Origin of the sequence: Brevibacillus laterosporus LMG 15441 (genome assembly GCF_000219535.2) — a bacterium.
Taxonomy (GTDB): domain Bacteria; phylum Bacillota; class Bacilli; order Brevibacillales; family Brevibacillaceae; genus Brevibacillus_B; species Brevibacillus_B halotolerans.
In genome coordinates, this window is record NZ_CP007806.1 from 2,655,889 (window position 1) to 2,669,780 (window position 13,892).

At 39.1% G+C, this 13,892-nt stretch carries 12 protein-coding genes; all 12 read right to left on the bottom strand.

Annotated elements, in window-relative coordinates; translation table 11 throughout:
• Positions 1–535: 535 nt before the first annotated feature.
• The 12 genes from BRLA_RS11720 to BRLA_RS11775 all read right to left on the bottom strand — a co-directional run bounded on the left by BRLA_RS11720 (position 536) and on the right by BRLA_RS11775 (position 13,866).
• The gene (locus BRLA_RS11720; RefSeq protein ID WP_003337659.1) at positions 536–1,024 is read right to left on the bottom strand and encodes a hypothetical protein; all 489 of its coding nucleotides are present in this window, start codon (positions 1,022–1,024) and stop codon (positions 536–538) included.
• Between the two features lie 34 nt (positions 1,025–1,058).
• A complete protein-coding gene (locus BRLA_RS11725; RefSeq protein ID WP_003337661.1) occupies positions 1,059–2,174 on the bottom strand; it encodes an N-acetylmuramoyl-L-alanine amidase in 1,116 nt (371 codons plus the stop codon).
• 1,454 nt (positions 2,175–3,628) lie between these two features.
• Complete coding sequence (gene trxA, locus BRLA_RS11730) at positions 3,629–3,958, bottom strand: thioredoxin (RefSeq protein WP_041752154.1); 330 nt, start codon at positions 3,956–3,958, stop codon at positions 3,629–3,631.
• A 504-nt stretch (positions 3,959–4,462) separates the two neighbouring features.
• Positions 4,463–5,062 (bottom strand): class I SAM-dependent methyltransferase, encoded by a 600-nt coding sequence (locus tag BRLA_RS11735; protein ID WP_003337666.1) that lies wholly within the window; start codon positions 5,060–5,062, stop codon positions 4,463–4,465.
• A 419-nt stretch (positions 5,063–5,481) separates the two neighbouring features.
• A complete protein-coding gene (locus BRLA_RS11740; RefSeq protein ID WP_003337668.1) occupies positions 5,482–5,880 on the bottom strand; it encodes an Rrf2 family transcriptional regulator in 399 nt (132 codons plus the stop codon).
• Between the two features lie 371 nt (positions 5,881–6,251).
• Positions 6,252–6,917, bottom strand: coding sequence for an MBL fold metallo-hydrolase (locus BRLA_RS11745; protein ID WP_003337669.1), 666 nt, complete (start codon positions 6,915–6,917; stop codon positions 6,252–6,254).
• A 485-nt stretch (positions 6,918–7,402) separates the two neighbouring features.
• Positions 7,403–8,050: a hypothetical protein gene (locus tag BRLA_RS11750; protein ID WP_238547471.1), complete on the bottom strand. Its 648-nt coding sequence runs from the start codon at positions 8,048–8,050 to the stop codon at positions 7,403–7,405.
• Between the two features lie 117 nt (positions 8,051–8,167).
• Positions 8,168–8,803, bottom strand: a complete 636-nt coding sequence (locus BRLA_RS11755) for a M23 family metallopeptidase (protein ID WP_003337672.1) — start codon at positions 8,801–8,803, stop codon at positions 8,168–8,170.
• A 402-nt stretch (positions 8,804–9,205) separates the two neighbouring features.
• Positions 9,206–9,604: a PLAT/LH2 domain-containing protein gene (locus tag BRLA_RS11760; RefSeq protein ID WP_003337673.1), complete on the bottom strand. Its 399-nt coding sequence runs from the start codon at positions 9,602–9,604 to the stop codon at positions 9,206–9,208.
• Positions 9,605–10,172: 568 nt separating this feature from the next.
• Entirely contained in the window at positions 10,173–11,294 is a 1,122-nt protein-coding gene (locus tag BRLA_RS11765) for a Ger(x)C family spore germination protein (protein WP_003337674.1), read from the bottom strand.
• Positions 11,291–12,394, bottom strand: coding sequence for a GerAB/ArcD/ProY family transporter (locus BRLA_RS11770; protein ID WP_003337675.1), 1,104 nt, complete (start codon positions 12,392–12,394; stop codon positions 11,291–11,293). Before BRLA_RS11770 ends, BRLA_RS11765 begins: the two co-directional genes overlap by 4 nt.
• The gene (locus BRLA_RS11775) at positions 12,391–13,866 is read right to left on the bottom strand and encodes a spore germination protein (RefSeq protein WP_003337676.1); all 1,476 of its coding nucleotides are present in this window, start codon (positions 13,864–13,866) and stop codon (positions 12,391–12,393) included. The genes BRLA_RS11770 and BRLA_RS11775 overlap by 4 nt, the downstream gene beginning before the upstream one ends.
• Positions 13,867–13,892 lie beyond the last annotated feature (26 nt).

Consider the following 13,892-nt stretch of genomic DNA (forward strand, 5'->3'; position numbering starts at 1 on the left):
TGTTCAAAAAAATGAACAAGGACTGTGTATCTCTGCATACTGTCCTTGTTTCAAATGGCTCTACATTACACGTTTGTTAGATTGAACTAAGCATCTTGCAATAAACACTCCCCCCATGCATAGCCACCTATCAGAAAGATAGCCAAAAATGCTAGTAACAGCATAAGTAGATATAAAACAGCTAGACTAGTCACACATGAAAAGAAGCTTGCTTGCTCTAATGGAGCTGTGTTTACTTAATAAACATTATGTAAAGTATTAGTGTCACTAGATTGTATCTATACTATTCGTACATATGTAAAACTGAATCTTTTTTCCTACTTTCCGTGATATAGAGGTATTCTTCACAAAAAATATTGGATTTTTTGGGTTCGAGTCCTACGTCATTCTAGCGATTTCGCCCTTTCTTACTTTCAACTAGAGTTCACGTAATTGGAAGGCTTACATATGTAAAGGGTGCTCCTATATAAGGGCACCCTTTACGAATTCGGTCGATCATAATTTTACACATTTTATTTAAGAAAGCATTGTTCTGCTACTGAACAGTATCAGATTCCTTTGCTTGTAAGGTTACTACATCAATTTTTTGATTATCCCAAGAGGTTAAAAATGTTAGCATCTCATTTCCAAAGGTATAAACATAATTTTCACACGTAGCAGATTCATAACAAGCCTTTACTTCCATTTGATACTTTGTCCCATACGTTTTGAAGACCTCTTCCTTTGTTTTTGGCAACTTGTCTCCCTCAAGATACTCCATATAAAAGGTGCTTTTTATTACCTTCTCGTTTTGCAAAATCAGAGTATGTGACAATCCCTTTTGACTTCGATATGCCAGTAATTTTGTTTCTCCCTTGTTATCCTCTGACTCTGGCTTTCCGTATTGCTGCAACACTTTATGATATGAATCTCCTACTGATACTCCATTATATTGTAATTTGTACTCCAGTTGAGCTGTTTTCGTATCCTGTGCACAGCCTGAAAGAAACATTACTACTGCCAGCAAATAAAACAAATTCTTCAATTTGTAAGCCTCCTTATTTAATGGCAGTTATATTTCATTTCCGGCCATCATTTACAAATTTATCATGATACACCTTTATATTTTTCATATAGTAATCCCAATCCCAATATCCCCCTGGATCCGTATGTGTTTGATTTGGATACTCGCTATGTCCCTTAATGTGTCTTCTGCTTATGGGGATATCATAAGTATAGGCTAATTTTGCTGCCAACTTTGCAGATTCTCTATACATAATATTGGTAAACCATTTTGGATCATCAATATATCCTTCATGTTCAATGCCAATTGTGTAGGGATTTGCACTTCTTGCATGATAAGCTACATTTCTGTCATCGACCATTTGGGTGATATCGCCATCATCACTCACATAATAATGAGCAGAAGAAGCACCCATACTCCCATGATCTCTTTGTGCCCAATCAATGGAGCCAGCATATGTGCCTTGCATTACGTGAATCACTAGATGCGTAATATCTTTTGCAGATCGTCTTGTAGAATCATAATTAGATTCGTGGGCTGAAATCCATTTAATATCAAGTTGAGGCAGGACTTTTTTTCCTTTATATTCTTTTGAATTTTCTGATGGCAACTTGATTAATTTTTCACTGGATAAATCAATGAAACCATTTTCAATTAAACTAAAAACATCTTCAGCATAATGCGTCCTTACCTCATCAGAATCAGCACCACTATATAACTTTACTGCTTCAACCCAATCTTTATAATCCTTTGAATGATTCTTGTTCTTTGTAATATCTTGCTGATATTTTGCTAATATAGCGGCTCCGCCTTTAATATTTGATTGAGTTGATGTTTTTAATTCGTCTGTACTAATTCCAGTTATTTCTGAAGCCTCTTCAAGTGTTTTTCTTTTTGGATTTGACATTAAATTCATAAATCCATATCCATTCATATTATTAGGCTCTCCGTCGTGATCATCTAGCATCGATTCAATCCAGCCTATGGAAATAAGTAATGTAATAGGAACATTGTATTCATCTGCGGCTTCTTTAAACCACTTAACTAATTCCTGTTGGCTTTGTGGAGAAGCATATACTACCGTTGGATTTGTGATAAATGAAGGTATACTCGATAATAACGTAGATAATAGGGTACATAAAATAATGAGATTAATAGCTTGCCTTTTCAAAAACGAAACATCCTTTCTCGTATTCCAAAGAAAAAAACCTTCATCTTTTCAACGAGCAGACCTTCATTTTGGAGTTACACAGCCTTGATTTTCTTGTTATAGGTTGCACTATGACTCTTGAATTCGTAAAGCTCTCTGATTTTGACATTTTTACTGTAAGCAGAGTGTGGGATGATTAACTTTTGGAATATTGCTAAAATACATGCGAATATTCCGTTTATAAAGCGAAGATAAACCTATTTGCTCCCCTCAAAAACTAGTCTGGTAGCCATTAAAAACGATAGGAAATCTCATGTTTCCCATATAAATGGACAGTATCTTCTTATTTGGAAAAACGCAATCTTTTTTAATTTTTGGTTAACAACATCGTCATTGTCTACTTCAAAATATCCCATGGCTTTTCATTCAACAGATACAAACTTAGCAATGGGCTTAAACCCCCGTCTATATCAAAAGCTTTTCAGGTTTTAGATTATGTCCTGATCGCTGTAACCTTGTTCTTGTACCTTTCATGATGATACGTCGATTACAGTTATATCTCCTTGAATATCTGTTCTTTAATGATGGTTTTCACATTTGGACTTTGTATTACAATAGGAAACACAGAGTCGAACTCTTCCTCGTCACCGCTTTTCACTAGTAACTAGTGCTTGATAGAATTATTTTTATTCACTTACTACCCATCCAAAATTCCGTATGAAAGCTTTTCTTATTTATATATGCCTTCGTAAATCTTTGTAGCTCTTCGTAAATCTACATGTGTTTTTTATTTTTAGCATGAATTTTTCGCCAAGATCCATTATCACTTCACTTCTTTTTTCATCTTTTAGATGCTGAATAATTACCGGTAATGTTTTAACCATAACTACTTAGAGTTAAGTTCTGAAGCTGTTTGTTTAGGGATGTCTAGATCATCGCCATCAAATGTAATATAGATTTCCAGAAATAGAAATATTAAATAATGCCGTTATCAACAGTAATTTTTAATATTTATACTGAGTACCATATAAATAAAAGCTTATTTCCATATAACCCCATACGGCCTGGATGCCACTTGTAACAAGGATGATTCCAACCTTGCTTTCTTCAAATGAGATTTTGTTACTAAGAATCCCATTACAAACAATTTCCAGTAAAGTATGCTGTATTTCATCTTTTCATGTAGCTTGTTCTACCAATACTTACTTGTTCATCTGACACAATGTAACAAATGTGGTTAAAGTTAGATACACGTAAACCAAAAATTCTTCATTACAAGAGTCGCCACCATGGCTGAACATTTTGTTTTGCTCAAACGTGATAAGAAGATTTTACCTCCATAACGCAACGAAAGCCGCCTCATCATAAATCGGCGGCTTTCGTTAGAAGTTTTTCTGTTTACAGAAACCTTATTTAATCCAAACATGTTGGTTTAATATTGATTAATTTGTGCCAGCACAGAACATTTTTTGCACTTAGGTCGTGCTATCTTTTTTATCTGCGATGAATTGTTTTAATCTTTCGACCGAAACAATTCCATCTATTTTGTCGATTGGCTCACCATTTTTAAACAAGATAGTAGTAGGTATGCTCATAATTCCAAAATGACTGGCAGTATTGGTTTCTTCATCTACGTTGATTTTGAGGAGCCTCACTTCGTTGCAAGCTTCCTGATCAAACGCTTCAAGCACAGAACCAAAAAAGTCGCAGGGTCCGCACCAAGGTGCCCAAAAATTAACCAATGTAAAGCCCTCGCTCTTTATGTCTTCTTTAAAGGTAAGATCCATTGAATGACAAATGGTCATTTGCAGCTTCCTCCATTTCATAGTTTTTTTACAGATGTATAACACCTTAAACAACGGATTGGTACAGTGGATAGCCTGCAATGTTTCAATGCCGCATGCTTCAAGTCTTCAAGCATTGCAACCGTACGATTTCTACCATTACTTGTGCTTCATACCCATCCGACAATGATGAACCGGCGTATATCTCATCACCTCCCTATAAGCAATGCAGGATACGAATAAGTAGCAAGCTTTCCCGGTAAACGTATAGCTACAGCATCCAGTCTTCTCGCCCATAGGACTGATATGCACCTCTACTTCGGACAATGTCGAGACCCTCTCGTTTTCCCCCTTCATAGATGAAAGCACATCGATTATACGTTTCGAATTATGCTGGTGAAAGTGATTCACTCCTGCTGACATCATAATTCAAGTCATTTATCGAGAATCCCCCATTCATCTACTTTAGAGAGACTTTTGCACCATAACATGTAGTTGGCAATAGGGCTATTTTGTTCCCCTCATCTACTTTTTTCTTACTACAAGCTGAATGACATGGGCCAATCCGGTGTGCAATTTTCCTTCCACTCTCTCTTGTTCTCCATAGAAGAAATGAATCACCTCATGACCTTCACACCAAGACAGAACTTCCTGTGGCTCATACAGCATAGCAACGTCTGCGGGCCCACCTGTTCCATAATGTAATTGGTCCTTGGAGTACACCTCAAGCATAATAATTCCACCAGGCTTACTAGCATTTTTCATTTTATGAAAGATCATTTCCTGCGCATCTTTATGAAAATGTCCAAATACCATGATTGCGGCATCATATTCCTCGTTTGGTACGTTATCTACCAGCAAGTCTACTTTTTTAGTCTGAACATCAACAGCATACTTCTGAGCTAGTTTTCTTGTTTTTTGCAGACCACTCTCTGCATAATCAATGGCGGTCACTTCATGACCTCTGCTTGCTAGAAAAACAGCATTCCTACCTTCTCCCTCTGCAAAGGCAATAACCCTTGGGCATTCTTTTAATCGAAAGGCTTGTTGATAAATAAACACGTTCGGTTCTTCTCCATAGATATATTCCTCTGAACGAAACCGCTCATTCCATGTACTTTCCATAGTAATTAGCCTCCTGTGATTCCTTTATTTTAGCGATATATTTTTCGCTGCCTAAGACTTCTGTCAAGGGTTTCATGTAATGAAATATCCGCGGTAAGATGATCGGTATGTATCCAATGCCGAACAAGCATATCCTCCTTGCCGATCAGGTAGATTTTCTACCAGAACCCCTCTCATTCTCATTCATTGTTCTCCCTCTTGTTGCTATTTTTTTGCCGGAAAAGCCTTTAAGTCACAACAACGTTCTGCATCTTAGTTATGTGGAAAAAATTCCACGCAAGTAATTGTGAAATTGTAAGGCAAAACGTTCATCTGCATATAACTAGATATTACAGACTCATAATGTCTATAATCAAGTTAAAAAAAGCTCTTTTATAAGTGGCCAACTGTTCGCCTCCTTTCATTGTAAAGTGACTTGCTTACACCTGCGTTTGCTTTTTAGCTAGGTCTGACAATTTCATTTTTTTGAGGTGCGACTCCATTTTCTGTTCCGCTTCCATCATAACAGCTTGAATCAGGCATTCGTCACCGTGGAGAAAGTCACATTCAAATAAAGAACTGGTGCCTTCAATAGCATGGATAATATCCAAAAAGGTAATATCGTCTTTTTTGCGAGATAACCGATATCCTCCATTGGCTCCCGAAACTGATTCGATCATCCCTGCTTTCACGAGCCTTGTTAAAATTTTGGAAAGATAGGTTGGTGAGACGCCTTGGGCTTCCGCCAACTGCTGAACTCCTACCGGCTTTACCGGAGAATCGGAAACGAGCGCAAGCATCGTGTGCAGAGCATAGTTTGTTGCTTTCGTGAATCTCATGAACGCACCTCAATTACGGATTTATTGTATCCATAATATCCTTGAAATCAATGGTGTGTCAAGCTGTACCTTTTCATCAATTCATATTGTCTAGCATTGATGGCTTGGAGGCACTACAGTACTCTGTTTAGCTAATAAGCTCGTAATTATAGGGACTAATTCGTTGAAGCCACCTATTACTGCAATGAGAGTACAAGCCTGCGACACCTCCCGTGTGGGCTACGTCCTCCAAAATGCCTAGCTCCCACGAAAGGGGCATCTGAACCACGTGTTCGTTGAGAAAAAAAGTTGATTGTCTACCACTATTCAAGTATTGAACCCGTTAGCGTAACAACATCGTTTCACCAAAGATCATCGCTGAAACCTTATCCTTAGAATCCTTGGCTAAGTCCTACTATCTGATCTTTAACATTTACATTACTTAATCCCCCGTGGTAACAAACCACGGATGCAATGTCGAGGTCTACATACTTTTTTAAAGAGAGACGAGCTGCATTCATATCCGGTGTGGTCGGGACATGAATGCCTGCGAGAATCCCATTTACACTGTACATCGAATCCCCGGCGATGAGAGTCTTACTTTGCCTTAAATAAAGGCTGATATGACCGGGAGTATGCCCAGGAGTATGAATGACGCGAATCCTGCCACAAAACGGCAGTTCCTGACCGTCAATCAAGATATCGTCCACTCTGCCTTTCGGGGGATTATCAAGGTGCCCGTCTTTTAAAAGTGGTATTTCCCCCTGAATATACGGCTTATCCAGTTCGTGTGCATAAACTTTAACATTAGTACCACACTCCTGCAAAATCTCAGGAAGACAGCCTATATGATCCACATCCTGATGCGTCAAAATCACAACTTTTAGTTTGCCGAACGACACTCCTACCTTTTCCATAGCCACGCGTAAATCTTCAATTTGCCCAGGGAATCCTGTGTCTATTAAAACAGCCATTTCTCGATCCCACAAAAGAATTGGATGAATAATATTCCCATGAAAATCTAGATGAAGCATTTCTACTCCCTTTGAAATTTCCATAATATCGGACCTCCGTAAAATTAAACTTTTACGCAAAAAAGCAATACTATTTTGTAGGTTTAGTTGTTGTCAACATCTTCTCTATAAATCACTCGACATAACAGAACGGTTCCCTGCCGCTTACTTGATGTCTATTGATTTGCACGATACTGCCCGTTAGTTGAATAACTTACCTTTTTTCAACGAACACCATGTATGAATGACCTTACGCGTATAGCATGTAGTCTATTAATTGAAAGACAGAATGAATCAAAGCCTTACAGTAATAATTAATATGTAAGTATAATGGTTTCGCTGACTATTTTTACTAATTTTCCTAATCAAGATTCTATTCTTAGAACCTTTATTCATTTCCCTAATTGAATTGATTCTTTAGAAAACGCCCGAATCCAAAAATTCAGGCGTTTCGTTCTATATTAGAAATATAGACAATCTGGGACACTATTTATATACCTATCCTCCCTAAATAAGGGATTTTGCATGAATCAGTGGTGTTCAATTCCAGTAATTAAAAAGTGATTATCCTTTTCAACTAAACTAAATTCTACATCCACCTTATTTTTCTGTTTCGATTTGGGATCAAGGTAATCATATTCTGTGCCGGTTATCCTTACAATCATTTTAGAGTCCTTTTTGTCCAATATAACTTTTAAATCTTCATCGATGCTACCTGTCCCACTTCCGAATCTTTCTGTGGGGATTGAAGCATAGGTCCCATCAGACTCCTTGCTAAAGAAGGTTGCAAAAATAGCCTCCGATTCTTCTGGTACAAAGTATTTATTGAGTCGGGCAATAATGATTTCCTTCGCTGTTTCGTCCAGCTTGGTGTTCGAGCTAAGCAGTCTAGTAAGATCATCTGTCCATGTTTGTAATTTATTAAACCAGATCCACTTGGAGATATCATCCTTCGTTTTAAGCACATGATCATCTAGTATTGGTGGGGAATACGGTTCTAATAAGGATATGACTAAGCTAACATTGTCCTTTGTTAAAAATCCCTCTTTAGACTCAGGGGTAGGATTTGTTGCGGAACGGACAGGCTGTGCGTCCTTCCCTTCTGGCTTGGCAGCAGGTTGACTAGAACCGCATCCACTAATTGGTATTGATAGGCAAAGGAAAAGCGTCAAAAACATTTTTTTCACAAAAGTTATCCTCCTTACTTCTTGTTATGGAAAAACTCAGGTTAATCCTAACCTGAGTTTTATACACCACTTATTATATTACAAAAATTCAAAAAATACATTTTTTAACTATTCAAGAGGAATCCCTAGTTCTTCCCGTTGTTCAGGGGTCATTTCTCTAATCTCCTCAATGCTGTAAAAAGTTCCTTCACTTAAATCAAGTTCACCATGATCTTCTATTTCTTCAAAATCTCCAATAAGGCTTTTCTTTACTTTATATTCTGGGAAATAATCAGATGGGTTCAAACGCTCATTTGAATGATTAAAACCAGAACCACTTCTCACTTCAAAATGTAAATGAACGCCTGTTGAATCACCAGTAGTCCCCATTACTCCAATTTGATCACCTTCTTTAAGCTTGTCGTTAGTAGAAACTAGTGGTTCTTTATCTAGATGAGCATACCATGTTTGGATTTTCTTTTTGTCAACAGTATGATCAATGACAACTAGATATCCATAGCTTGCACCCTTTGTCTTACTACTATGGAAGCCTGCTTGAACTACTTTTCCATCATAGGCTGCCATAATTTTATCTCCAGCCTTTGTACCACTCTTAGGAATAATATCGAGTGCTTTATGCTTGTCACTATAGCCCCGGGATAGTGTTTTTGATTCTGTTGGCAACGTTTTGGCATATGCAGAACTTACTCCAACTACTAGTGATAGAATTGTAACCAGTGCTATTGCTTGCTTTTTCAAATTCATCTACTCTCCTTAACTCTATTTTTAAAATCATAAGTTCATTATATATTAAATTACCAATATATCAATAATTTTCCAATAAACTATTTATTTAATTTAGATTATTTAAAATATTATAAATTTAAATACTTTATCTTAATTATGTCATAAACAACAACAAGATATTCTATGATGCGTGCATATTTATACTCCACAAAAAACAAAAATTCTCTACTTTACTTGTCTTTAGTACGATCCTCGTATCCATAAACTTTTCATATAAGAAATGGGACTGAAAAATTATGATTAGAAAGTATACTCTGACAGAAGGGCACCCTTTAAGAACCAGGACGGTAATATTACTTCGCTACATACTCAATCTTACAATCAACTCTTGTCCTTTATCATTTACACTCATCCATGCATTTATCTTGTAATCGAATCGTGTGAACCTTTTAAACCCATCCATTCATCTATCTTGTAGTACGTGCCATTAATAGTGACAGACTTGATTTTCCAAGCTGGCTTCCATTCGTCTTTCTCCCAAGATAATCCATACCCCTTTCCATCCATTGGTTTCTCTGTAAATAGATAAAACGTTTCCTTATCTCCCGCTTCGAAAATACCTTGAAGTGCTATAGCATCGGTACGATATTTATACCCGTACAGTGCGATACTAATATTGGCATCAGTGTCAGAATCCGCTTCTGAATCGGTTTCTATAATGACAGTATTTTTATACCCATCATCGTATGAAATACCAATTTTTTCAGGAAAGGCTGCCACTTTTTCTTGAACTTCGATAGGTGCAGCAAGTGATGCCATGGGGAAGCAGAGTGTAAAAACAGATAGACAAACTACTGAGACTAATTTTTCATTTTTTATCTTCCTTTCATATGGAATGAATTAGTTCGATACCAAAATATCACATATTTGTAAAATGATCTATGAATTATTTACTATTTTCAATATTTTTTCATTTTTGTAAAAACATTTCACGCATTAGTTATCTACTAGTGAAATGAAAATTTAGAATAATACAAAATTCATTAGGGTTACAATCATCAATCGTCTTGAATGTTACTCTTTCTGCTCATGAGAGGTGCTAAAACAATCCATAACGTATCTACCTTTATTCAATAGGCAATCACCCTAGTCACTCACTTAAAAGGATAAAAAAAGAAGCCCTCTTCAAAAAAAGAGCTTCTTTTTCTTTATAGTAGCTAGTCTGGACTCTTCCATTTTCATAGACATTGATTAGCTCAGCGGTTTATTGTTCCACTCCAACTTATAGGAGCAAATTCCCGCTTGTCCCCCTGCCATTACATACGGCCCCCTAATAGTATTCAAACGAATCATCGACAGTACGATTATTTATAGAATCTAGCGTTGCTCATTTGACAGACCCCATACCAATGATTTTTACATTCACCTTAATATTTACTCTTGATTTCTGGAAGTTGTCCAGCCAGTTCTCTTTCACCTTTCTCCATTGGGGATAGGTATACGCTCGTGCGTACATACCGAATCCGGCTGGATCAATTTTCGCTTTTTGCAGTTTGCGAATCATTTTAGAGAATTTTTGTTCCAGATTTTCTTCAATCATTTTCTCCAATTCCTCTGGTGATTCCATCACATTGAATGGGAATAGACGCTCTGAAATAGTAGCAGTGGAATGAACATTCACATCAAATATGAAGCGGTCCCTTTCATATCGAGCTTGCGTTGTTGTCTTGATGCTTTGGAGATTGACGCTAATTCGTTTCGTGTCCACTTTATCAACGGCTTGTCCTGGAGCATTCGGTAGGTGTAACGAAAAAGGAAATTCTCCCCTTGTTTTTTTTCGCAAGATATAGATCAGCTTGCCTTCATCTGAATCAACCAACATTTTGACGCGGGAATCTTTGTCCAATAACGCCGTACCGGCCAAGGCAAGCTCCTCCTCCTTGCGAATTACCGTAATGCTTGGTGTAATGCCATCGTCCTTCAATTGGCGATGGAATTCCTGTAAGGTGGTTTTGGTCGTCTCATTTCGAAACAGACCTGTCTCCACAAGGTTTGACAAATACAATGGTAAACGAGGCTTGTCTTTTGGTGTATAGTGTATTATTTCGTCAATGGAACCGTCATAATAGACGACACGCGCCGTGGCCGAGCTTTTCGTATCTCGATAGAATGGATCAAGCAATATCGACCAATCCTTCTGCTTGGCCAGTTTTTTTCCAATAATCACGATCTGTGTTTTGCCTGCCGTAGTCAAGCCCAAAGCCCGCTTATCGAAGCCTTCGCGTGCATGTCGCAAGGTAGTTGCACGAACCTCAAACTCTTCTTCCTTATCTTTCGCTTCTTTCGAGAAGACCGGACTTGAGATCCCGAATACCAAATTCCCGTCATCATCCAGATCAATCCCAATAACCAGTGTCAATGTCATATTCTCGATCGTCGTATAGCCACAGCCCGAGATGGGAGAAAGGGCGAACAGCATCATTACGATTATCAATATCTGGCGCATCATCGACTCGCCTCCCTCGGTGTCCACTTCTGGTAAACCTTGATGTATAGATAAAGTAGAACGGGCAGGAGATAAGAAACGATCAGGCCGAGATAGCTTGCCCACTGATTCCAGCGCAACGATTCAATCCAAGATGGCTTCAGCCACGAGGCAATCAAAACTGTTCCGATGCAGATCGCAAGTGCATACGGGCCGTGGTTTTTTGTACCAAATAGACTTGCTCCGCTGACGGAGGCGCAATAGATAAATGGAATTAACGATGTCGAAATAACAAATAGATAGATCGCCAGGAAAATGATGTCAAATCTCTCCAAGAAGCGGAATTCGATGAGCTTCAGCAGGTTCAAAACAGGTTGATTGTAATCCAGAATCTCCTCTGGACTGAAAAAAATAAAGCAAACAAGTGTACTGAACACATAAATAAGCATTGTCAAGGTATTGCCCAGCACGATCCCGTGAACTGCCAGATCCTTGCGGCGAAGATACGGATAGATGATGAATAAAATCTCAAATCCAAGATAGGCTTTCGTCGTTGTCGGCATCGCCTGCAGGATCGGTTCCCAGCCTTCCTTGATAACAGGAAGCAGATGAATGAAATATCCCTCACGCAGTGGTATCAGCAATACAGGAGCCATCCATATTGTTAGGAAGAACACAACCTCACAATATCTAGCAATAGCAAGAATATGCTTCCTCGCTGTTATGTAGGCAGGAATAACGATCACGAGCATAATAAACGGGATCGGCGTCATGGGCAAGAACCATGCCTTTATATACAGCAAAGTTGAGACAAATGTTGACCATGCCGAAAATGCGAAATGTAAAGTAATCAGCGCAATAAGTAGCTTGCTGATGATTTTGCCAAAGAGTCGTTCCAACAATTGAAAAAAAGTATCTTCCGGGTATTGCGCCATTACAGCCACCATAATGATGCTTAATATCAGATTAACCAGCCAAGACAGCACCAGCGCAATCCAGCCATCCGTGGAGGCTATCTCCGCAAGCTGACGTGGCAAGGACAGGACGCTGGTTGCCACTTGAATACCGTGAATCAACAAGGTGTACTGCATAAAGCTGATGCGGTATTTCCTATGTCCACTCAAGATGAATTGCCTCCTCCCGGCTTATTATTAGCTTGCCGTCGAAGCTGTTTAGGGTGAGATCCAGCTGGACGTCTTCTCATCAACCACAATGGAAAGCGTACGAATGTATCCTTCAGATCGGGAAAACGGATAGGAGCTAACGGGCTACCATATGAGACTCCAAGTGATGTTAGCGAAGTCAAATGAGAGACAAGAAGCATGCCACCGCTTACAATGCCAATAAAGCCATATAAAAAAGCAGTCAGCATCATCGGAAAACGCAGGAAGCGAATCGCAGTTCCCATATCATAATTAGGCATAATGAAGGATGCAATTGCCGTAGAGGCAACAACGATAACCATGATGTTGCTGACAATTCCCGCCTGTACGGCTGTCTGCCCGATAATTATACCGCCAACAAGTCCGACGGTCTGTCCGATCGGAGCCGGTAGCCGAATTCCTGCCTCTCGCATCATTTCCAGTGTTACTTCCATAATGAATGCCTCTAGAAGCGGATGGAACGGAACTCTTTCTCTGGATTCTGCGACTGACAGGATTAACTTAATAGGAATGACCTCATAATTAAAAGTAATGAAAGATATGTAGATCGCAGGTAAAAATAGGGCGACAAAAAAAGCAAAGAAACGGAGCAAGCGAATGAAGGAAGCATAGATCCACCGCATGTTATAATCATCTACGCTTTGAAAGAATGATACAAACGACACCGGTCCGACAAGCACACTCGGCGAACGGTCAACAATGACGACATATCGGCCTTGCAAAATATGAGAAGCAGCAGAGTCAGCTCGCTCTGTCACCAATAGCTGAGGGAACGGAGAAAATGCACTATCCTCGATCAGCTCTATCAGTTCGCCTGTATTGATAATGCAGTCGATATCCAGTCCTTCGATGCGTTGAACAAGCTCCTGTAAAACCTCTGGAGCAGCCACATCCTGTAGATACATAATAGATAGGTTAACCGGGCAACGCGCCCCTGCTTTAACCTGCTTAATTTTAAGTTCACGGTTAGGAATATAACGCCGAATTAGGGCGATATTCTGTGAGCCCGTTTCGACGAATCCCTGATGTGAGCCTAGAATAGACGTTTCGATCGATGGGTCGGCAATCGATCGCTGTGGCCATCCGCTTGTATCAAGGATGTAAGCTTCCGTAGAACCAGAAAGAAACAGCACACTCTTGCCATCAAGGAGTAGCTTTTCAATTTGTTCCATATCGGACTCTGTTTCGATTTTGCCCACGCTAATAGGAAGGGAGCCCTCCGTCATTGACAGTGATTCGATAAGCGGACGAAGGACATCATTATTGATTGAGTTCATATCGATTAAGCCTTCGAAATAGACGAGCATAGTTTCATCTGCGTGCGGCGACTCGATACTCCGGTAGACCAGATCAGGAGCGTCAGAGAAAATGGATTTCAGCCGTTGAGTATTATCTGACAGCTGTTCACTTACTTTACCGTACTGTTCTGGCATTCTGTTCACCCTCACGATTGTTCATA